The following is a 22537-nucleotide window of genomic DNA, read 5'->3' on the forward strand; positions in this document are numbered from 1 at the left end:
CAAACGGATGGATAGCTTTCAGTCAGGTTTCCATGGCGTGGGCCGGATCCGCCGGGCGTACCGCGCCGGGATACATAGCCAGTGCTAGTTCCAATCCCCCGTTGCTACGCAGTAAGACCGGCGCGCCAAGTGCGGCTTGGTTTCGTAGTGCCCAAGGCACCACAAAAAGGGCGAGGCATAGCGTCGCGACGGCGGCAGCGGGTATGATGCGCCGCCATGGTATCGTCTGAATAATGAGAATGGCACCGCAGCAGTAACAGCCGATACCGATCACCGGATTCACGAAGAATATCACTGCATTTAATGCGGCAAACAGGCCGATCGTTCGCCAGTCGCTGCGAGGCGTGTCAACCTGCTGAATGACGCGATCGAGAAAAACAGCCGAGAGAAAGGCGGTCAATCCGCCCTCCCAAATTCGAAAATCGATGACTTCCTGTCCGATATAAGTTGGCGCAAGGCACAAAAATGCCAAAGCGCCCAACCGCGCCCACTGCGAGACACCCAATCGGGCGAACGCCCTATAAAACAACAGATATGACCCTAGCGCCAAACTGATGGACCAGCACGCCAGGACTGTTTCAGACATCAAGGAGCGAATACCAAATGCGCGATACACACCGCTGGCCAGCAGCGGCGTGATCGGTAGGAGGTGTGCAGTCGCGCCTTGCCCCGCAGCATAGGCATCAGCAAAGCCGCGTCCCTCTGCCAGCGAAATTGCGACAGATGCAGCCTCTGAATGAGCGACACCGGGACGCACGATCGCCCAGGCTATGCGCTCTGCGGCGCCGATGCCGACGCAAGCAAACAGGAGGATTCGTTCGCGGAACCACGCTGTTGGTTTTTCCACGATTTTTCCCCCGAGCCCGATTGATCTTGCCTATTGGCTGGCGCCGGATGCTGGTGGCAATCGCAGATTGATCCGAGATCGCGCTACATAGGCTGACAGTGTGAATGCGGCACACGGTCGATCTGTGTGAGCGATCAGGACTTGAAGTCGCTCGCTTGACCGTCGATCTACAAGCCATCGGCATAAGGGATATCAATAATGCACAATCCGTTCGAGACCGGCGATTTCGCGAGCCCGCTAACGCAGGCTGGCGTCGGCCTCCAGCAGACCCGCAGTGGTCTGGTCCCGATCGTCATCGAGCAGTCGAATCGTGGCGAGCGTTCGTTCGACATCTTCAGCCGATTATTGCGCGAGCGCATCGTGTTTGTGACGGGCGGGGTCGAGGATGGCATGGCCAGCCTGATCACTGCACAGTTGCTGTTCCTGGAGTCAGAGAATCCTAAAAAGGATATTTTCATGTACATCAACTCGCCGGGCGGTGTCGTTACGGCGGGAATGGCGATCCATGACACGATGCAATATATTCGGCCGCGGGTCGGGACGGTATGTATCGGGCAGGCTGCCTCGATGGGCAGTTTCCTGTTGGCGTCTGGCGAGAAGGGCATGCGCGTCGCGCTGACCAATGCGCGGATCATGATCCACCAGCCATCGGGCGGCGCGCAGGGCATGGCATCGGACATCGAGATTCAGGCGAAGGAAATCCTGCGTATCCGTGCGCGGATGAATGAGCTTTATTCGAAGTATACCGGTCAGCCGATCGAGGAGATCGAGCGCAGGATGGATCGCGACACGTTCCTTCAGGCGGACGAGGCGAGGGATTTCGGGCTGATCGACGAAGTATTCGACAAGCGTCCGATGCCTACCGATGAACTAGCCGCCGCTGCCTGAGCCGCGTCACTCCGTTTCCCAAGTCCCATACCGGGGCATCCGCCGCTGACGGGCGGCGGTTGCCAACGGCGCTACCCCACTTAGGGTAGTGCCATCGGCACCACGGATGGGCGAAGGGGGACGACTATGGGTCAACTGAACTTGTTGCCACAGGCTAGCGCCGTGACGGGGCATTCGCTGCCTGCTCAGCTGGCCATCGTGGTGCCCGCATTCAACGAAATCGACAATGTACCGTTGCTGATCGCGGCGGTTACAGCGGCGCTTCCGAATGTCGCGTGGGAAATCGTGTTCGTCGATGATAATTCGCCGGATGGGACCGCAGCCCGAGTGCGAGACCTGGCGATGGAGAACCCGCGGGTCCGGGTCGTCCAGCGATATGGCCGACGGGGTTTGGCATCGGCCTGCATTGAGGGCGTGATGGCGACTGCAGCACCTTTTGTGGCGGTGATGGATGCCGACCTGCAGCATGACGAGCGGTTGCTAAGTCAAATGTTTGATCGGTTGCAGGGTGGCGATATCGATCTGGTCGTTGGTAGCCGCTATGTAGAAGGCGGTAGTTTTGGCGATTGGACCCGCGGCCGGACCGCAGCGAGCAAGCTGGCGACGCGGATGGCCACGACGTTGACGCGTACGCCGATCAGCGACCCCATGAGCGGCTTCTTCATGATGACCCGGACCGCGTTCGAACGGTCGTTGCCGCGCTTGTCGTCGGTCGGGTTCAAAATTCTACTCGACATCGCTGCTAGCGCGCCGGCACCGTTACGAGTGGCGGAAGTTCCCTATACATTCCGCACGCGCCAGCATGGCGAAAGCAAGCTCGACTCACTGGTGCTATGGGAATATTTTCAACTGATCCTCGACAAGGCATTTGGTCGGGTGATCCCGGTTCGGTTCATGAGTTTTGCGATGGTCGGCGGGCTGGGCCTCTTGGTCCATTTCTTCGTACTGTCGATCCTGTTCGTAGGCATCGGCACTTCGTTCAATGCCGCGCAGACCGTGGCGACGATCGTGGCGATCTCGAACAACTTTTTTCTCAACAATTTGCTGACTTATCGCGATCAACGGCTTCGTGGTCCGGCGTTGCTTCGCGGCTGGGTCAGCTTCTATCTGGTCTGTGCGACGGGAGCGGTCGCCAATATTGGCATTGCTGACTGGCTCTTCGATCATCAGACCTTTTGGGTCTTCTCCGCTATTGCTGGTGTGCTTGTTAGTGTAGTGTGGAATTACGCGATGTCTTCGATCTTCACGTGGCGTAAGCGATAGGGGTCGTCGTTACTACTGAGGCTTAGCAAATACGCCCGGATCGACACGCAACAGGCGTGACTGGCCGGTTGCCGCAATCTGATGCGCGGTGACCGGCAGGGGTATGGCAAGATCGCCAATGTCGATCAGCCACAGATAATCGATGTGCCGCCATGGCAACCTGCGAACGATATCGGCGGCGCTGTCTTTTTGTCCCAGTCGTTCGCACGGCTCCGCGGAGATCATCGATGGCGCTTCTGTTAGAGCGTCGTCGGCGTTCGGGACGAGCGACATCAACTGTTGTCCCGAACTCATAAAGTGCCCGTTGACCAGAGCGTTACGCCGGACGGTGGCAAATGCGCCGAGGTGCGAGTAGCGGGGCGGTTCCCAGTCGCGCCGACAATCGGTCAGCCAGATTGCCACCATACGGCTGCCAGATCGGACCTGATCGAGCAGTGCTAGTTCCCGATCCGCCCTCTGGGATACGTCGACGAACGTCACGGTGCTGACGACCAGCCGCAGCAGCACGAAAGTGAATGCAGATCCCCAGATCCATCGGGGCAGGGGTTTCACCTCGCTTACGGCCAGCAGGCCGAGCGCCAGGGCGGGTGCGATTAATCGGACGGCGGCAAACTCCGACCCGACGATCTGGCTGGGCATCAGGAACACGCAAGCCCATAGCAGGATCGCGGGCACTAACGCGCGCGGATCGCTGCTGAACCGGCGACGGGCTAGGAGGGGCAACAACGCCGCGCCATACAACATCCCGGCCGATGCAATGTCAAAAATGTTATGGCGCTCTCGCAGGATCATCAGCAGCCATCGGGCGTCAAGCGCAAAATCGAACCACCTGCCGGCGGTACCGGTCTGATCATTTCGCCAGAACACAAGAAGGATCAACGGCCAGGAGATCGGCAACGCCTTCAGAAAGACGGTTTTCAATAGCTCTGTTGGACGGTGGCCTTGGCGCATGGCTTGCCCCGCCGCGACGCCGGCTATCATCAGCCCCATGACGCCATAACCGATCATATGCGCTGTGATGATGACGGGTGCGGCGATTGCCAGAAGAAGGGCGCTCCAGCGCGTCTGGCCGCGTTGCTCCAGTGTCAGCCAGCCTGCGCAGACGACGAACGACAGCGAAACCGCGAGGCAGGAGTTCACAAAGCCGAAGATCAGCGGATAGGCATAGTTTAGCGGCAGGCTGAGCAGCGCGGTCGCGGTGATGCGACCATGCAGCCGATAACCAAGCCATAGCATGCCGGCAGCACCGATCGGCGGGATCGTCGCCGCGACGAGGCGCGCCGCAGTTTCGACGTTCGTCCACTGACTGAGGAAAGCGACGCTGAGATCCACGCCCAGATTGGGAAGATAGCGCCAGGAGTAAGTAAAAAATCGGCTTAGTTCGGGAGTGAACGGCAGGTTGCGCTCGACATGATAACGGGCGACGTGAGCGGGAAGATCGATCAGCAGTGGAAACGGCGTAGCGAGTAACGGCACCGCCATCGCCAGGACGATTGCGATCGCCGCCAGCCAGCGAAGCCGGTCAGCCGGATATAATTTCGTATTTTGCACCCGTTCCCCCTTCGGTGCGCGCCGGCGTCACCTATCCGACGGATGATCGTGGTCGGTGACGATGGGACGTGTCAACAACCGTGGCAGGTTAGCCTGTCCCACTTCAGGCTTCGGTAAAACCAGCGATTCCCGCCACCACCCACCTGACCGGACTCGTTCTTTGTCGATAGGCATCAATGCATCCACATGGCTGGATTACTATCGGTTTGCGCCCGGAGGTGATCGGTTACGGCTTGTAGAGCCGATGGCGTGAGGCCATATCTGTGTCCGCGTGCCATTTTCCGATGGCGCACGCTGCATAGCGAGCGACCGTGTGGTGCGGTTGCCAAGAGGGTTATCTGAATGACGAAGCTGAGCGGTGGCGACTCGAAGAGCACCCTCTACTGTTCGTTCTGCGGCAAGTCGCAGCACGAAGTTCGCAAGCTGATCGCCGGACCAACGGTGTTCATCTGCGACGAGTGCGTCGAGCTTTGCAACGACATTATCCGTGAGGAGACGAAGTCGGCGCTGGTGTCCAAGAAGGACGGTGGCGTGCCGACCCCGCAGGAAATCTGCAATGTGCTCGATGACTACGTCATCGGTCAGAAGCAGGCCAAGCGTGTGCTGTCGGTGGCAGTACACAATCATTACAAGCGGCTGAATCATGGTGCCAAGGGTGCCGATGTCGAACTCGCGAAGTCGAATATTCTGCTGGTGGGACCGACCGGCTGCGGCAAGACGCTGCTGGCGCAGACGCTTGCGCGTATTCTTGACGTGCCATTCACCATGGCGGACGCGACAACGCTGACTGAGGCCGGTTATGTCGGTGAGGATGTCGAGAACATCATCCTGAAACTGCTCCAGGCATCGGATTACAATGTCGAGCGAGCGCAGCGCGGCATCGTCTATATCGACGAGATCGACAAGATCAGCCGCAAGGCGGAAAACCCGTCGATCACGCGCGACGTGTCGGGCGAAGGCGTCCAGCAAGCGCTGTTGAAGCTGATGGAGGGCACCACCGCGTCCGTACCGCCACAGGGTGGGCGCAAGCATCCGCAGCAGGAATTCCTGCAGGTCGACACGACGAACATTCTTTTCATCTGTGGCGGTGCTTTTTCCGGCCTTGAAAAGATCATCGGCGACCGCTTGCAGGGCAAGTCGATTGGCTTTGGCGCGTATGTCGCTAGCCCGGAAGAGCGCCGGACGGGAGAAGTATTGCGGTCGACTGAACCGGAAGATTTGTTGAAGTTCGGGCTCATTCCGGAATTCGTGGGCCGCTTGCCCGTTATCGCGACGCTGGAAGATTTGGATATCTCGGCGTTGGTCAAGATTCTCTCAGAGCCAAAGAATGCGTTGGTCAAGCAATACCAGAAGCTGTTCGACATGGAACAGGTGGAACTGGGCTTTACCGACGATGCGCTGGTGACGATCGCCAAGAAGGGCATCGAGCGCAAGACCGGCGCCCGCGGTCTGCGGTCGATTCTAGAGGCGATCCTACTAGATACAATGTTCGATTTGCCGGGCATGGACGGCGTCGACGAAGTGATGATCGATAAGGACGTCGTTGAGGGCCGTAAGGAGCCCATTCGCGTCTACGCCGAGAAGAAGAAGACTGGCGACGCCGCGTAGCGGCTAGGGTTGAACCAGCGTCACCAGCCCAGGGGTCGGCTGGTGACGCCATTAAATTCCTGGCGGCCTTCCATTGAGACTGGTCGGGGGGTAAATAATGTATCCATATTGACGCAAAAAACCGAAAGCGTTTTGTTCGCGATATCAGATCGGTCATGCTCTGGTCGTATTTGATTGGCGCAGTTGGTCGGTCTTGATTGACTATGTTGCCCTGCGATAAATAACCGTTGCTTAAAAATGATGTATAGGCCGCGGAAACGTGGGCCAGATCTCTTAAAAACCTGAATATTCAAATATCTAGAATGCAAAGCGTTCTGGATACATCGCCCATTGCGGTCTGGCAGGGCACTGTGTTGTATCGATGCATCCTGCGATGGCGGACCCATCGTCGGGATTTTGCTCTTTACCCCGCAGATGGACGTTGCGCCCCACCCGCATCGTCTGAACTTCAGGCATCGACAATTGATGATGGCATTTTCCGCTCTGTCGGCGGAACGCGAGGGCGTTCCGCCCGTGGTTGTCTGCACCTACGAGGATCGCGAGTCGGCGTTGCCGGGCTTGGCGCTTTTGGCCCGATCGATCGCGAACCATGCGCCGCATCTGCGGCTTCTGTGTTTCTCGTCGCTGGCCGGGGCCAAGGCGTTATCCGATGAACTTCCGGGAATGGAATTGCGCCCGGTCGAAGATTTGGGTGTCAGCGGCTGGAGCGTGAAGCCGACGGTACTGCTGCATGCCTTGGAGGAGTCGGATAGCGCCTTGTGGCTCGATACGGATGTCGTGGTTTCGGGTGGTCTTGGAAAATTGCTGGATGCGCTGCCCGCGGGCGCGGTCGTCGTTGGCGAAGAATATCGCTACCGTCAGCTCGGTGGCTGTTCGGCCCGCGCGCGGGCATGGGGGCTGACGGTCTCACGCGAGCTGGACTGCATGACCAATTCCGGTTCGGTCCGGGTCACCAAGGCCCATCGACCGCTACTGGAGCGATGGCAGGCACTGCTCGCCGATCCTCGTTTCGTTGCGGCCCAGCAGATGCCGATCGCGACGCGCCCAACCCACTTGCTGGGCGATCAGGACGTCCTGGCGGCGCTACTTGTCTCCACGGAATTTGCCGATCTGCCTGTTCATTACATTCGCAACGGACCGGAGATGGTGCAACATTGCGGAGCCAACGGCTATCACGTGATCGATCGACTGCGTATGATTTTCAGACGACCGGCGTTCGTCCATATGCTTGGTCGATACAAGCCCTGGTCTTTTGATGTTCCCCCGGATCCCCTTCGTTCGAAGGCCGATTATCTACACTTCGTCTGCTTCGAATTGTCCCCGTTCCATGCGGCGGCGCAACCCTATGCCGCGGCCTTGGGTAATCCGACTTGGCTGCAGCGGCGAAGTCGGTTGGCACGGGTGTTGAACGCCATGGCTCTCGGCAATGTGGCACTGCGCGGTTTGCCGCTCGCGCTGGCGGCATGGGCAGCAGAGTGGAAGAGGGGGAGCCCCCCGCCGTTGTCCTGTGCCACCGAGCCGCTGGCTTCGCTTCAACGACAGGAAATGTCTTTGCGCTCTCGGGTGGCTGAGTGAGTCAGTGCCCGACCGACGCCAGCGTCGACCGAACTTCCGTCACCATTCGCTCTGGGCCGTATGTTGCGGCCGCTTTTTCAGCGCCCCGCCGTGCCATCCCTTCTGTCGCGTCGGAATCATTCAGCAGAGAGGTGCAGGCGTCAATCCACTGGGCGGCGCTGTCGGCGGCCAACATATGATCGTTCAATTTCAGATCTGCCGCAAAGCCGGAATAGGCAAACGTGGACGAAACAAGCGGCCGGGCATGAACGAGCGCATCAATGACTTTGATCTGCGTACCACCACCGGATCGAATCGGGGCGACCACGACAGCCGCCCGATCGTATTCGGCGGCCAAATCTTTGACGAAGCCGTGGAAATGGGCGGCGCGAATTTGTTCAGGCAGGTCTGGACCGTGACGACCGATCACGTGCAGTTCGGCAAAGGGAAAACGCGCCGACAGCGCCGGCCAGACGTGATCGGCGAACCAGCGCAGGCCCTCTATGTTGGGCTCATGCGCAAAAAGGCCAACCATCAGCAACCGGCCCGCCACTGGCGCTTCTCGATCGCGCGTCGGATCAGGCACGGAAACGACGTTGGGCATGAAACTGCGTCGGGCATTGTTGGGCAGATCCCCGGGTTTGGGACTGGCGTACCACACATGCAAAGCCTGACGAGCGACCCGTCTCGCGAGCATATTGCGCACCTGTATCTTGATCCGCACCAGCATAGAAACGGCGGCGCCTGGCGGTGCAGTTTTGAGGAAGTCGTCCGGATCGAAGATCATGCGCGCCCGATCCTTGCGCGGCACCAGCAACGCCAGATCGAGATACTGCGCGACAATGAAGTCGTAATGCTCGCCGGCGAGAATCGTCGTGATCCAGCGGGTAAGCTCACGACGTTGGCGCAACGCCTCCGGCGACATGCCGTACACGCTGACCTTGCCCTCTCGCGTTCGATCCGCCGACCACTCCTGGCCCATGGCAAAATTCGGACCACCATTGATGATGAGGGTGTCGACCTCGGCCGCTGCCAGCAAAGCATTGCGCAGATGGTTCGCCCGCTGACTGCCGCCGAACGAAAAATCACCTATTGGGCAATGGGTTAGAAAAAGGATACGGGGCATCGAACCTCGACATAAGGGAGGTGCAGATCGGTCATATCGAAGGGCGACCGTGTTGCATTCCGGGGCTGGCGGTTATGTGGAGGGATCACGAGATCCGGTCCGCAATTATCGGTTAACAAGCGCTATCGAGTCAACGCTCCGGCGATGAACAGGAACGACGATGCTAACATCGTGCGATCGCGGCGATTTTCGGACGCTTCGTCTGATCGACTGCGTAAACTGCGACAACGAGATTGAAGAATGCTTCGCCGATCAGGCCTCAGCGTGATCTCGCTTGCCACGCCTGCATCTCCTCCACCGCTGTCGATCGTCTCAAGACGCGGGCTTCGGGATCGATGACGACGTGAGCGCCACCTGATATCGTCAGCGTTTCGCGACCGTCCGTCATCGGCAGCGTTCGGCGGATGCCATCAACGGCAATATCGATCGGCAGAGGGAAGGGGCCGTTACTAGGTACCCGCCACGCCAGCGTCAGCGTGTCGCCGGTTCGTGTCTCCACCAGATCGGGCAGCGCCGCCTGGCGTAGATAGACGTCGAAGAACCAGCGGTAATCCTTGCCCGTCACCTTCGCGACCAGCGCCTCATATTCCTTCGTCGAGCCAAAGCGTGGGGTGAAATTGCCGGGACGGGGGTCGGGACGGCCATAGACGGCAAGGCGGGTGACATCCCAAAATGCCTTATCCCCGATCAAACCGCGAAGGGTGTGGAGCATCCACGATCCCTTCATATAGATGTCGAGACCGGCGCCGCCTTTGGATGGCTCGTAAACCTCCTCTTCGGTCAAAATCTTGCCGCGAACGATCGGTGCCTTGTTGACGATCTGACCGCGCTGCCCCATCATCATCGTGATGTATCGGGCATAGCCTTCGCGCCATTGGCCATAGGCGGGCTGCATATAGCTTCCGTAGCCTTCATGTAACCAGTAGTCGTCCCAATTTGCGGCGGTCAGTTGGTTGGCGAACCATTCATGGGTGAATTCATGCTGGAACAGCCAGTCGAATCCCTCGATCGCCTTAGCATAGCCGTTGCCATAGGCATTGATCGTCTGGTGCTCCATGCCCTTGTGCGGGGTTTCGACCACGCCGACCTTTTCGGCGCCGAACGGATAGGGGCCGACCATAGTCTCGAAGAAGTCGAGTGTCGGTGCAAATTCGGCGAACAGTCGCTCCGCCTGCGCTTTCTCACCCGGCAGATACCAATAAAACATCGGTATGCTGTTGCCGAAGCGGCTCTTGTAGGTGCCGCTGATCTCTTCGTACGGACCGACGTTGAGTGCGATGGCGTAGGTGTTGGGATGGGTCGTTCGCCAGTGCCATGTCGTGCGGCCGTCCGACAGCGTGTCGACACCGATCAGCTTGCCATTCGAGGGTGCTTTCAATCCCTTCGGCACGGTGACGTGTAGGGTAACGGCCGCCGGCTCTCCTTCTGGGAAGTCGAGGCAGGGCCAAAGCAGATCGCACCCGTACCCTTCCGTCGTGGTGGCGAACCATAAACGGCCATCCGGCGTCTTCGACCAGACGACACCGTCGTCCCATGGGGCGTTGAGTGCGACATGCGGCGTACCGCCATAGGTTATGCGGGCCGATACCGATTGTCCGGCGGCGAGCGGGCGAGGCAAGCGGATGACAAGCTGCCCCTCGGGATTCGACCATGCCGATGTTAGCAGGGTGGTGCCGTCGATCGCGATGGCGCTGACAGGCAGGTTGCGGTCGAGATCGATGACCAATCGGGTCAGCGGTGATTTCGCGGTGAAGCCCAGGGTGGCGATGCCGGTCACCTGATAGGTATTCGGCAGCACTTCGAATGCCAGATCGGCGCTGTCGAACCGCAATGCCAGTTGGTCCGCAGCGCGCTCACCACCCGATCGCTGGGTCTGCTCCGTGATCGCCGGCGTGCCTTTTTTGGGCGGTTCAGAAGCAGTGGCGAGTAGGGCGAGGGCGGTCACGATCATGGCCGAATATGTCTCCGCTCACGCGATCCGGCGCAAGCCGATTGATGGTTTCCCAATACTCCCCATATATCAGAAGAATGAGTGCCCGGATCGGCACTCACCGGAGTTTGCATGAACCAGACCTATCCCGTCCTGCCACTGCGCGATATCGTCGTTTTCCCTAACATGATCGTGCCCCTTTTCGTTGGCCGTGACAAATCCGTCGCCGCGCTCGAATCGGCGATGAATGCCGACAAGGAGATATTCCTCGTCGCGCAGCTCGATCCTGCAGAGGACGATCCCGCGCGTGAAGACCTCTACGAAGTCGGCGTCACTGCCACCGTGCTGCAACTGCTGAAGCTGCCCGATGGCACCGTTCGCGTCCTGGTCGAGGGCAAGGAGCGGGCGCGGATGGACGAATTGATCCCCATCGAAACGCATCTGACGGCCACCATCGTCGCCGTCGCCGATCTGGCGGCCGAGGGTACGGAGGTTGAGGCTCTGATGCGCTCGGTCGTCGGGCAGTTCGAAAATTACGCCAAGCTCAATAAGAAGCTGCCTGCCGAAACCGCCGTACAGCTGGGTGAGATCGACGAGCCGGCCAAGCTGGCCGACGCCGTCGCCGCTAATATCGCAGTTAAGGTGGCGGACAAGCAGGCTTTGCTGGTCGAGGCCGATCCAGCCAAGCGGCTGGAGATGGCGTTCGCCCTGATGGAGGGCGAGCTTGGCGTTCTGCAGGTTGAGAAAAAGATTAAAAGCCGCGTGAAGCGGCAAATGGAGAAATCGCAGCGCGAGTATTATTTGAACGAGCAGTTGAAAGCGATCCAGCGTGAACTGGGCAACGGCGATGAGGAAGGCGACGGCGACGAGCTGGCCGAGCTGACCCAAAAGATCGCAACCCTCAAGCTGTCGAAGGAAGCGCGTCAGAAGGCCACGTCGGAGCTGAAGAAGCTGAAGACAATGGCGCCGATGAGTGCCGAGGCGACCGTCGTGCGCAATTACCTCGACGTGCTTCTGGGCCTTCCCTGGGGCAAGAAGTCGAAGATCAAGAAGGATATCGCTGCTGCGCAGATCGTCCTCGACGAGGATCATTACGCGCTGGAAAAGGTGAAGGACCGGATCGTCGAGTATCTCGGCGTGCAGGCTCGCACCAACAAGCTGAAGGGGCCAATCCTGTGCCTCGTTGGGCCGCCGGGTGTCGGCAAGACGTCACTGGGCAAATCGATCGCCAAGGCAACGGGACGCGAGTTCATTCGCCAGTCGCTTGGCGGCGTCCGTGATGAAGCGGAAATCCGCGGTCATCGACGGACCTATATCGGCTCGCTGCCGGGCAAGATCGTTACAAATCTAAAGAAGACCGGCACGTCGAATCCGCTCTTCCTGCTCGACGAGATCGACAAGCTGGGTCAGGATTTCCGGGGTGATCCCGCATCGGCACTGCTGGAAGTGCTCGATCCCGAACAGAACGGTAAGTTCCAGGATCATTATCTGGAGATCGACCTCGACCTGTCGGATATTATGTTCGTCTGCACGGCCAACACGCTGAACTTGCCACAGCCGCTGCTCGACCGGATGGAGATCATCCGTCTGGAGGGTTATACCGAGGACGAAAAGGTCGAGATCGCCGAGCGGCATCTGGTCGAGAAGCAGATCGAAGCGCATGGTCTAAAGGCTGGGGAGTTCGAACTAACGCAGGACGGTTTGCGCGCGCTGATCCAGAAGTACACGCGGGAAGCGGGTGTGCGAACGTTGGAGCGCGAGATCGCCAAGTTATGCCGCAAGGCGCTGCGTCGCATTCTCGAAGGCAAGATGGAGAGTGTGATCATCACTCCCCACAATCTCCACGAATATGCCGGCATCCAGAAGTATCGGCATGGATTGTCGGAAACCGAGCACCAGATCGGCGCTGTCACCGGTTTGGCATGGACCGAGGTCGGTGGCGAACTACTGACGATCGAGAGCGTGACAGTTGGCGGGCGCGGGGCGGTGAAGACCACTGGCAAACTTGGCGACGTCATGAAGGAGTCTGTCGAGGCGGCCTGGAGTTTTGTGAAGGCGCGTGCGCCAAGTTACGGAATCAAGCCGTCGTTGTTCCATCGCAAGGATGTCCACGTCCATCTGCCCGAAGGCGCGGTGCCAAAGGATGGACCATCGGCGGGTATCGGCCTTGTAACTTCGCTGGTCTCGACGCTGACGGGTGTACCTGTTCGGCGCGAAATCGCGATGACGGGTGAGGTGACGCTACGCGGTCGGGTGCTGCCAATTGGTGGCCTGAAAGAGAAGCTGTTGGCGGCGCTGCGTGGCGGTATCACCACGGTGCTGATCCCAGCGGAGAATGAAAAGGACCTCGCGGACATTCCCCAGAACGTGAAGGACGGGTTGACGATCATCCCGGTCGCTCATGTGGATGAGGTGTTACGGCTGGCGCTGACCGAGCCACTGGAGGCGATCGACTGGACAGATGCGGACGAGCTCGCCGCTCTGCCACCGCCGGGCGTGGCGCCGGCGGGTGCCGAACTGCATCACTGATCATTGGTCAGCGATCATGTCCTGCCGCGGGACCATATCGTCTCGCGGCAGGTTGACTTGCAGGGATTGCCCGCTGTTATTGGGCGCTTGGCTTGCGCACCTCACCTGTGCGCATCACGATTCGTAAATGGGGGTTTGCAATGAACAAGCAGGAGCTGATCGCGACGGTCGCCGACACATCGGGACTGGCGCGCAGCGACGCGGTGAAGGCGGTGGAGGCGGTGTTCGACACCATTTCGACCAGTCTGAAAAAGGGTGACGAAGTACGTCTGGTAGGATTCGGGACGTTCTCGGTATCCAAGCGTAAGGCATCGACGGGTCGCAACCCGCGCACCGGCGAACCGATGACGATCAAGGCTTCGACTCAGCCTAAGTTCAAGGCAGGCAAGATCCTGAAGGATTCGGTCAACTAATAGACTGGACAGGAAGGGTGCGGCCGATTAGTGCGCTGCCTCCCGCCGAGGATGGGCGCGTAGCTCAGCGGTAGAGCACACCCTTCACACGGGTGGGGTCACAGGTTCAATCCCTGTCGCGCCCACCATCTTCGGACACGAAAAGGCCCGCCACTCAGATGTGAGTGGCGGGCCTTTTCGTGTTGGTCCGCGATGTGAAGATCAATGTGCGTTACGGTGCTTCCACTTGTGCATCACAACCGCGATGACGCCACCGACGATCAGGCCGACAATGCCTGATCCGATTGCGGTCACGGTCCACGCGATCACCCCGTGCAGGCCAGCCACCGTGCCGGCTACCGCCTCTGCAGCGTCATGAATCAGATGAGCGGGTTTGCCCCAACCAAGCCCTTCCAGACCATGGACGATAATCCCGCCGCCTACCCAGATCATCGCGGCAGTGCCGATCGCGGCAAGCGCGGTCATGATGACGGGCATTGCCTTCACCATTCCTCGACCGATCGATTGCGTCATCGCCGAGCGGCGGCGGGCCAGGTTCAGGCCGATATCATCAAGTTTTACGATGATGGCGACCGCACCGTATACACCAACGGTGATCGCGATCGCGACCAGTGCCAGGGCAACTGCCTGGCTGACAATGTTGCCCTCCGACACCTCGGCCAGCGCGATCGCCATAATCTCTGCAGACAGGATGAAGTCGGTCTTTACTGCGCCCGACACCTTCTGCTGTTCGAGCGCCTCGGGCGTGATCGCCGTATCGGCATCTTCGGCGACGACGGTGTGGCCAGACATCGCTTCCCACAACTTCTCTGATCCTTCGAAGCAGAGATAGGCACCGCCGATCATCAGCAAGGGAGTCAGTGCCCATGGGGCGAATGCACTGAGCAACAGCGCAACTGGTAACAGGATCAACAACTTGTTGCGCAGCGAACCCACGGCGATCTTGCCGATGATTGGCAATTCCCGCGCCGGGGATAGGCCCATCACATAGCGCGGTGTTACCGCGGTATCGTCAATCACCACGCCCACCGCCTTAGTACCAGCGCGGCCGGCGGCGGCGCCGATATCGTCGAGCGAAGCGGCCGCCAGCCGGGTGATGCCGGCAATATCGTCGAGCAAAGCGGCCAATCCCGATGCCATGCTATTCTCCGAAATGATCTGTGGCGGCCCGTTTGTGCGTAAGCGCTGCCAGTGACAAGCCCAGGTGGCACCCAACCGTTACGGCAAGAATGGATCAAACCGCCGACGAACATCCCCGATCGACAGCTAAGTAGCAATTTCCTTTACTTACCGATAGTCAAACCCGATGGACGACCGGTCAGCCGGCTTTAGCTCCCGACAGCTGCAATGCACCCGGCCCGTCGCGAGCGGACTGGAAGCGAGCGAGATCGGGTGTTTGGTCGGCAGTTTCGACCTGACCGGCAAGAACCGCTTGCGCACCGTGCCAACCGTGCTGGGCTTGGTGAAATCGATTGATATCGCGCTGTGGATCGACGCGTATGATTACACCCTAGGCCAGACTCCGAATGCCATTGGTGCTTTGGGTAGGAGTATTCCGCCGAGGCTACGGGATTTGGCCAATCCCGATGTCCCCCCAATGGGCCAGTCGTATAATTTGGACGACATTGGTGGCCTGCGGAACGGCGTAGCGCCCCCCTATCCTCCAGAACCGGCGCAGCCGCGGCCGTTTCCGACACGGGAGGGGGGGGCGGAACGATGTGGGGATCGCAATCCGGTTGGCCGTCATGAGCGGGCTGATCGTGGCCTTGGGATTGTTCGTCGAGGCCAGTCGCTGATTAAAAGTTGGATGGCCAGACATCCGCCATCGGCCACGCCCTTACCGGCCGGATCGGAGCATCGCGGACCTGACCACCATCCGCTCCAACATTGCCTGAAAGATCGCCGAGCATCTGACCGGGCTGGACCAAGAGATCGATCTGGCTGCCCGGCCAAGCGCGCGCATGCCAGCCGACCTGCTGGAGAAGATCGTGCGCCCATGGGTCTCGCCGATCGCGGCACGAGGGGTGCTGGATGCAGCCGCCACGCTCACGGCGCTGGCCTCAGCACGCTGCAAGATCACCCGGATGCGCAGCCTGTTGCTGGCCTATGCCAAGGACGGAAGGCCGACCAAAACCTTGGGCGATCAAATCGAAGACCACGCGTTCACGACCGGACTGGGCGAGTAGGTGAACCCAGATGCGATCCGTCTGCCCGGCTGATGCGGATGGCCGGCGTGCGAGCAGATCGCGCCGTGTTCCGGTTACGATCCACATCCTCCTCCTCCATGCCCGGCTTGCTGCCGCCCGTGGCTATGTCGTGTATATGGTCGGTGCGCCGGAGCACTGCATTGCGGCGATCCAACTGGCTGGCACCGTTGTTGTCTGGGCGATCGCGATCGGCGTTGCTGAAGTGATGCCGCGCAATTCGTTGGGCTCGAATCTGGCGTGCTCTTTACTCACGTTGCCATTCTCGTCTCGCCTGTGGCCGTCGCTTCGCTGGTGGATCGGTTCACGCCCTTATGAATGATGGCGCTGCATGGCGCTGGCGTCGTCGGTCACGGGGCGAAGGCGACGGTACGCGCGACCATGGCGAGCTTCTATCAGGCGGCGCATCTGTTTCCTGTTCATCTGGCGACGATTTTACTGATCCTCCCGATGCGCTGGCCTGTCAGACGGCGCGGCGAGACGCGGCTCGACCGATTTTGGTCAATCTCTTGGCATCCATCGACGCCACGCTGGCAGTGGTTTGGGCGGACAGGTTGATCGCGGCATTCGGCAACGTGGGTGCGGTATTGGCCGCGAACGCGCAGCGGCTGAAAGCGGTACTGGGCGGTGAGGAACGTGTGGTCGCGCTGTTGGTCGCGCAACGGCAAACGATGTTATGGGTCTTGCGCGAGCGGGCGGTACGACGACCAATCGTCGCGACGCGGCATGATCTACTTCGTTATTTGCATCATCGCATGGCTTATGATGGCGAAGAGTCCCTGCGCGTGTTGTTCCTCAATGGTCGGCGCGAGTTGCTCGCCGAAGAAGTGCTGGCGCATGGCGGTTCCGATGCAGTGGCGATCGAGCCCCGGCGGGTGATCGTTCGTGCGCTGGAATTGGCGGCGACTGGTATCGTCCTGATCCATAATCATCCCAGCGGCGATCCATCACCCAGTTTTGCCGACCGCCGTTTTACTCGGCGGCTGGCGCTGGCGGGCGAATGCCTCGGCATCCAGTTGCACGATCATCTGATTGTCGCGCGCGATGGATATGAGCGGATCGGCACCGTGGCACCGCCGGTCATCTAACTAACCGGGCAAAAGAATGTCCAAAATGAAAGTAACTGCTCGGCAATTGCCTATCTGCTGATCGTCCCGCGCTGGGGCATTGTCACGGTTTCGTCACGTACCCGTCACCAATCTGTCGCTCGATTCACATCTTCCCGTCATGCGATCGTCCTAATTGCCCCTTCGAGATCGACGGGGTTTTCCGATGTCGATCCTGGGCGCCTGCCACACCACAAGAAGATCGACAGGGAGTTTTCGACATGGCCAGCTTCACGGCGGTTACGCGCGTTCTGATGGCGGGCACCGCCTGCGTCTTGCTAGCTTCGTGCGGTGGCGCCGACAGCGTGGCATCTCCCGGCGCGGGCAGCGTCACCATCGTCAACCCGGCACCTACGCCGACCCCGGCACCCACCGGTACGCCCACGCCGTCGGCGATCACCGCCGCGCAGTTCGCCGCAGTGACGACGGTCAACAATATCTCCATCACCGCCGACGAGCAGCTGGCACTGGTCAATGCAGGTACGAACAACAACGTCAATGGCGTGAATGTGCTGAGTGGGGTCTATCCCGTCAGTGCGACGTCCGCAGCGACGGCGACCGACCCGTCGAGCATCAATGCGTTCTTCACCAGCACCAATTTTGTCGGCGCGCTGAACGGACCAACCGATACGGCATTCCAGGATTGGACTTGCAACTCAACCTCTGCCCAGTTCGGTGGCACCGGTGCAGCCTGCACCGCGGTGCCGGCGGTAGGTACAGGTGGTTCGACGGCTGCTTGCCCAACTGGCACGATCGACGACGGTCTGGTACAGACGTTCCGCGCCTGCCGCCTGCCGACCCTTATCACCAGCAGCCTGACGCTGCCGAAGATTGCCGGCGTGTTCTATCGTCTGCGTGGCCAGACCGAAGTCGGCGCCGATGTCGGTACGACCGGTGCAGATACCGGCGTGACGCTGACGATCGCCGCGGGCGTCGTGATTGCCGCCGATTCGACCGAGGCGACGGCCGACTTGTTGCTGGTTAATCGCGGGTCGAAGATCAGCGCAATCGGCACCCGAAGCGCGCCAATCATCTTCACGTCTCAGCAGAACCTCGCCAGCAACGGCGTCAGCGATGCGACCCAGGGCCAGTGGGGCGGTATCATCCTGCTCGGCCGCGCACCCGTTGCGGTCTGCGCGACGGGCACCGGTCCGAACAATGCCGGTGGCACGAGCACGACCTGCCAGCAGGCGATCGAAGGCGTCACCGGGCGCTTCTATGGTGGGCCGACCGCGGCGGACAGCAGCGGCCAGATGTCGTACGTGCAAATTCGCTACAGCGGCATCGCCATCTCCGACGGTAACGAACTGCAGGGTCTGACGCTGGGCGGCACCGGTTCGGGTACGGTGATCGACCACATTCAGAGCCACAACTCGGCGGATGATGGCGTCGAAATCTTCGGCGGCACCACGAACATGAAGTATTTTGCGGTGACCGGCGCGGACGATGACGGCTTCGATATCGACAATGGCTATCGCGGCTTCATCCAGTTCATGATCGCCGCGCAGAAGGTATCGGGTGCCACGGCCGACAGCTTCTCGACCGAGATCGACTCGAACAATGCCGAAGATCTGCTGCCACGCACGTTTGGCCAGTATGCCAATTTCACCTTCCTCCAGACGGCAGCGGCGCCTGCCGCGATCCGTCTTCGTGGCGGTGCTGACATGCGCTTCACCAATGGCATCGTCCGGACGCCATCGGGCGTGGCGTGCATCAACTTGGTCGCCGGTGAGGTCAGCGTATCCGACCGCTCGACTGTCCGAGCGGCTAACTCCGCCCTGCAGGATGTCGGACCGCCAGTGTTCAGCTCGGTCTACTTCGCCTGTCAGGGCCGCTGAGCCCGTTCGCGACCCGATGAGCATCGGTGCCGGGGCGGCTGACAAGCTGCCCCGGCATTCGCCATAGAATTTCTGATCTGGAACCCCGGTCATGCCCCAGCGCCTGCGCTACGCCACGCTCCTTCTTCTGACCTCGCAACTGGCCGCACCGGCCGTGCTGGCGCAGAACGCACCCGCCCCGGCCGCACCGCCGCCCGCCCCAACCAGCACGACGGCGACCCAACCCGACACCGCAGCGGCGCCGGCGGAACAGACGCAGGAAGCGGAAATCTCCGCCCCCGGCGGCGGCACGGATGCCGAGGATATCGTGGTGGTGGGGCGCAACATCCCCAATTTCGTCCGCGCGACGCCGCAAATCGTCTCGGTCCTATCGAGCGCCGATATCGCGCGCACGGGTGAGGGCGATATCGCCGGCGCCTTGACCCGCGTCACTGGTCTGTCGGTGGTCGGCGGTGGCTTCGTGTTCGTCCGCGGTCTCGGCGATCGCTATTCTTCGTCGCTGCTGAATGGATCGCCACTGCCGAGCCCGGAGCCATTACGCCGGTCGGTGCCGCTCGACATCTTTCCAACCGCGATTGTCGGCTCGGCCGTAGTGCAGAAGACCTATTCGGCGAACTACCCGGGCGAATTCGGCGGCGGCATCATCAATCTGACGACCAAGGCGATCCCGGACAAGAATTTCGTGTCGGCTGGCGCGACGATCTCTGCCGATACCGCGACGACCAGCGAACTGGGCTATACCTATTATGGCGGCGGCGCCGACTGGATCGGATATGACGACAAAACCCGCAGCGTGCCGGGCTTCATCCGTAACGCACCGCAGGGATCGGGCATCATCCCGGTCGAGCAGGTCGCACAGCTGAGCAACGCTCGCACTACTCTGCTTCAGCGGAACAACCAGTTGCCGGCTAACTGGTCGGGCGAGATCAGTGGCGGATCGGTCTATGATCTGGGCACCGGGCGGCTGGGTGTGATCGGATCAGTCAGCGTCAGCAACACATTCCGCACGCGTTCGACGACGCAACAGGACTCGGTCAGCGCGAATGGTGCGATCCGGAACGACTACCAGACGCTAATCACCGACAACCGCATCGTCGCCAATGCGCTGGTCGGCGTCGGGTACGAGTGGGACGAAAACAAGATCCGTTGGACTAACGTGTATATCCACGACACGCTGAAACAGGGTCGCGCCTCGGTATCGGATAACTACAACAATTTCAGCGGACTTCGCTTTCAGCAGAACACTAGCTGGTTCGAGCGTCAGCTGATTGAGACTCAGCTGGTCGGTGAGTTCAAGCCGATAGACGATTTCAGCGTCGACGTGCGCGGTGCTTATGCCAATTCGAAGCGGAACGCGCCATATGAGCGGCAGTTCGATTATCTCTGCGTCGCTCGTCCGCAAGGTCTGACCGTCTCACAGACATCGGCGAATGACGCTGGTGGCAAGCAGTGCGACGGTGTCTATCAGGTCAACCAGCGCTTCTCGCCCTTCGCCTCGATCATCTTCAGTGAGTTGGAAGAGAATCTCTGGAGCGGTCAGGCGGATGTGGCTTATAAGCTGCCCACCGATCGTCCGTTCACTGTCTCTGCCGGTTATTATTATTCTGATACGCAGCGGACCTCGACCCGGCTTCAGTTCAATTATCAGCTGAATACCGGCGGCGGCACCGCGATCGGTTTTCCGTACAATCTGTATCGCCCCGACTATCTGCTGTCGCCGGACGTGCTGAACAACGCCTGCCCGCTCGTCGGGACGGGCGCGTGCACGGTACAGTTGCAGTTCGTGACGCCGCAGGGTGCGTACGAGTACGACGCGCTTCTCCGTACTCATGCCGGTTACGTCCAGGCCGAGGCCGAAGCCACCGACGGCGTGCGCGCCACGATTGGCGTGCGCTATGAAACCGCTGACGAGCGGGTTACACCGATCATGTCGCCGACGCGCCGGTTGAAGAACGACTATTTCCTGCCCGCGGCAACGCTGACCTGGAACTTCGCCGCCGACATGCAGCTGCGCGCCAGTGCGTCGAAGACGATCTCGCGGCCGCAGTTCCGCGAGTTGGCGCCGCAGCAGTTTCGCGACCCGGATTCGGATCGCCTGTTCTTCGGCAACCCGAACCTGGTCGATACCAAACTGTACAATCTGGAAGGCCGGTACGAGTGGTTCTACGCCCGCGACCAGCGTGTGACGTTGGGCGGCTTCTACAAGCGGATCGACAACCCGATAGAGCAGGTCGGCTTCTATCCGGGTTCGGACGACCGGCTCCAGACCGGTTTCACCAACCTGCCCAGCGCCACGTTGTACGGCGGCGAATTCGAGGTGCAGAAGTTCTTCCCCCTCGGTTTTCTGAATAGCGATTTCTTCGCGACCCGGCGTCTGCTGGCGATCGCGAACTACACCTACACGAAATCAAAGATTAACGCGTCTGACACTTGCGTTCCCAATCCGGGTGATGTGAACGGCACGCTGCGCCTGAACGGGTGTGCGGCTGGCTTCGGCTTTGCCAGTTCACTGTTCCGGTCGGATGCGCCGCTGACCGGCCAGTCGGATCATCTGGTCAACCTGCAGTTAGGCATCGAGGATACCAAGTCGCTTTCGGCGGCCACGCTGCTATTCAACTATGCCAGCGAGCGCGTGACGAATCGTGGCCCATCTAACCTGAGCGGGTCGGGGTTCCAGCCGGACATCATCGAGAAGCCGGGCATCCGCCTCGATCTGGTAGTGCGGCAGGGTTTCGACCTGATCGGCGGCCGATTCGAACTGAAGGCGGAGGCACGCAACCTGACGGGTACGCAGTATCAGGAGCGTCAAACGTTCGACAGCGGCAACGTTGTCTACATCAACCGCTACAAGCAGGGCCGCATCTTCTCGCTGGGGCTAAGCACGACCTTTTGAGGCGAACGTCCCTGGGGGTGGCGGACGATCGTCACCTCCAGGGACGTTCGCGATACCATTTGGTGATGACGTACTTTACGCCGCTGCGTACCTTCATCCCCTGATGCAGCGTGGCGGGGTTTGGCGATCCGTCTGCGCGGCGATTGTTCCAGCAGACCAGCTTGCCGGTTTCCGGCTGGATGATCTTGTCGATCGCCTTGAACCGCGTCGCGCCGCCGGCCTCGGGTTCGTTCAGGTAAACCATGAGCGTCCATGTCCGGTTGCCCGCGACCGAGCAATATCGGTCGTAATCCGCGCCCTGCGGTTCGAAATAATCCGTATGTCCTTTGAATTCCTGCCCGACCGCATAGCGTTGGCCCTGCAACGGTTCGCCGTGCGCGGGGTCGAGGCCGGTTAGCGCGGCGAAAAGCGCCTCCGTTTCGATCACGGCCGGATCGGCGGGGTCCAGATCGCCGGTTTCGCTGGTGCGATAGCCGGCGTCGCCGTTGCTGTCGGCGATCGTCGAGGGGCGGCGAACCGCGTCGATCCGGTCGACCAACGTGGCGCAGAGGGTGGATGTCAGGAACTCGCGGCGCACGAACAGCGTCAACTTGGCGCTTGGCAGGCGTTGGACGCTGCGATTTAACAGGATGCGATCGACGATCGGGGCAGCGTCAAGGCCAGAGCCGATCGGGGGAAGCGTAGCCATGGCCACGCTTTTGCCAGCATCGTGTCCGTGTGCCAGCTTCTTTTCGTTTCAGACCTTTGACGTAAAGCGGTAACATGCCATGGTTAAGCGCCAGCGTGC

Annotated in this window: 17 protein-coding genes and 1 tRNA gene; 12 read left to right on the forward strand and 6 right to left on the reverse strand. The window is 60.3% G+C overall.

Annotation, left to right across the window (positions count from 1 at the left end):
• Window positions 1–22: 22 nt before the first annotated feature.
• The gene (locus tag ASG67_RS03805) at window positions 23–847 is read right to left on the reverse strand and encodes a hypothetical protein (RefSeq protein ID WP_156460617.1); all 825 of its coding nucleotides are present in this window, start codon (window positions 845–847) and stop codon (window positions 23–25) included.
• Window positions 848–1045: 198 nt separating this feature from the next.
• Between ASG67_RS03805 and ASG67_RS03810 the strand changes: the two genes are divergently transcribed.
• Both ASG67_RS03810 and ASG67_RS03815 read left to right on the forward strand, forming a co-directional pair.
• Window positions 1046–1735, forward strand: a complete 690-nt coding sequence (locus ASG67_RS03810; protein ID WP_056525398.1) for an ATP-dependent Clp protease proteolytic subunit — start codon at window positions 1046–1048, stop codon at window positions 1733–1735.
• 126 nt (window positions 1736–1861) lie between these two features.
• A complete protein-coding gene (locus ASG67_RS03815; RefSeq protein ID WP_056525401.1) occupies window positions 1862–2998 on the forward strand; it encodes a glycosyltransferase in 1137 nt (378 codons plus the stop codon).
• Window positions 2999–3010: 12 nt separating this feature from the next.
• Here the strand turns inward: ASG67_RS03815 and ASG67_RS03820 are convergent, their stop codons facing one another.
• Complete coding sequence (locus tag ASG67_RS03820; protein WP_056525404.1) at window positions 3011–4549, reverse strand: hypothetical protein; 1539 nt, start codon at window positions 4547–4549, stop codon at window positions 3011–3013.
• A 342-nt stretch (window positions 4550–4891) separates the two neighbouring features.
• Here ASG67_RS03820 and clpX point away from each other — a divergent pair, with 342 nt between their 5' ends.
• Both clpX and ASG67_RS03830 read left to right on the forward strand, forming a co-directional pair.
• Complete coding sequence (gene clpX / locus ASG67_RS03825) at window positions 4892–6157, forward strand: ATP-dependent Clp protease ATP-binding subunit ClpX (RefSeq protein WP_056525407.1); 1266 nt, start codon at window positions 4892–4894, stop codon at window positions 6155–6157.
• A 465-nt stretch (window positions 6158–6622) separates the two neighbouring features.
• The gene (locus tag ASG67_RS03830) at window positions 6623–7732 is read left to right on the forward strand and encodes a hypothetical protein (RefSeq protein WP_156460618.1); all 1110 of its coding nucleotides are present in this window, start codon (window positions 6623–6625) and stop codon (window positions 7730–7732) included.
• A gap of 1 nt (window position 7733) precedes the next feature.
• Here the strand turns inward: ASG67_RS03830 and ASG67_RS03835 are convergent, their stop codons facing one another.
• Complete coding sequence (locus ASG67_RS03835; protein ID WP_082543273.1) at window positions 7734–8837, reverse strand: glycosyltransferase; 1104 nt, start codon at window positions 8835–8837, stop codon at window positions 7734–7736.
• Between the two features lie 259 nt (window positions 8838–9096).
• Window positions 9097–10788: a M1 family metallopeptidase gene (locus ASG67_RS03840; RefSeq protein ID WP_056525420.1), complete on the reverse strand. Its 1692-nt coding sequence runs from the start codon at window positions 10786–10788 to the stop codon at window positions 9097–9099.
• 111 nt (window positions 10789–10899) lie between these two features.
• Between ASG67_RS03840 and lon the strand changes: the two genes are divergently transcribed.
• From lon to ASG67_RS03855, 3 genes are all read left to right on the forward strand, one after another.
• The gene (lon, locus tag ASG67_RS03845) at window positions 10900–13296 is read left to right on the forward strand and encodes an endopeptidase La (RefSeq protein ID WP_056525423.1); all 2397 of its coding nucleotides are present in this window, start codon (window positions 10900–10902) and stop codon (window positions 13294–13296) included.
• Between the two features lie 140 nt (window positions 13297–13436).
• Window positions 13437–13709: an HU family DNA-binding protein gene (locus tag ASG67_RS03850; protein WP_056525425.1), complete on the forward strand. Its 273-nt coding sequence runs from the start codon at window positions 13437–13439 to the stop codon at window positions 13707–13709.
• 53 nt (window positions 13710–13762) lie between these two features.
• A tRNA-Val gene (locus ASG67_RS03855) sits at window positions 13763–13837 on the forward strand.
• Window positions 13838–13910: 73 nt separating this feature from the next.
• Here ASG67_RS03855 and ASG67_RS03860 read toward each other — a convergent pair.
• Window positions 13911–14849 carry a DUF808 domain-containing protein gene (locus tag ASG67_RS03860; protein WP_056525427.1) on the reverse strand — a complete coding sequence of 313 codons (939 nt, stop codon included), beginning with the start codon at window positions 14847–14849 and terminating at the stop codon, window positions 13911–13913.
• An 821-nt stretch (window positions 14850–15670) separates the two neighbouring features.
• Here ASG67_RS03860 and ASG67_RS03865 point away from each other — a divergent pair.
• The 5 genes from ASG67_RS03865 (at window position 15671) to ASG67_RS03890 (ending at window position 21750) form a co-directional block, all read left to right on the forward strand.
• The gene (locus ASG67_RS03865; RefSeq protein ID WP_056525430.1) at window positions 15671–15895 is read left to right on the forward strand and encodes a hypothetical protein; all 225 of its coding nucleotides are present in this window, start codon (window positions 15671–15673) and stop codon (window positions 15893–15895) included.
• Between the two features lie 10 nt (window positions 15896–15905).
• Window positions 15906–16235, forward strand: coding sequence for a hypothetical protein (locus tag ASG67_RS18710; RefSeq protein WP_056525432.1), 330 nt, complete (start codon window positions 15906–15908; stop codon window positions 16233–16235).
• 187 nt (window positions 16236–16422) lie between these two features.
• On the forward strand, window positions 16423–17001 hold the full coding sequence (locus ASG67_RS03880; RefSeq protein WP_162244329.1) for a JAB domain-containing protein: 579 nt from the start codon (window positions 16423–16425) through the stop codon (window positions 16999–17001).
• A gap of 239 nt (window positions 17002–17240) precedes the next feature.
• Window positions 17241–18857, forward strand: coding sequence for a hypothetical protein (locus ASG67_RS03885; RefSeq protein WP_056525437.1), 1617 nt, complete (start codon window positions 17241–17243; stop codon window positions 18855–18857).
• 91 nt (window positions 18858–18948) lie between these two features.
• On the forward strand, window positions 18949–21750 hold the full coding sequence (locus ASG67_RS03890) for a TonB-dependent receptor domain-containing protein (protein ID WP_056525443.1): 2802 nt from the start codon (window positions 18949–18951) through the stop codon (window positions 21748–21750).
• A gap of 31 nt (window positions 21751–21781) precedes the next feature.
• Here the strand turns inward: ASG67_RS03890 and ASG67_RS03895 are convergent, their stop codons facing one another.
• Window positions 21782–22438, reverse strand: a complete 657-nt coding sequence (locus tag ASG67_RS03895; RefSeq protein ID WP_056525446.1) for a prolyl hydroxylase family protein — start codon at window positions 22436–22438, stop codon at window positions 21782–21784.
• Window positions 22439–22537: the final 99 nt, after the last annotated feature.

Source organism: Sphingomonas sp. Leaf339 (genome assembly GCF_001426195.1).
Lineage (GTDB): Bacteria > Pseudomonadota > Alphaproteobacteria > Sphingomonadales > Sphingomonadaceae > Sphingomonas.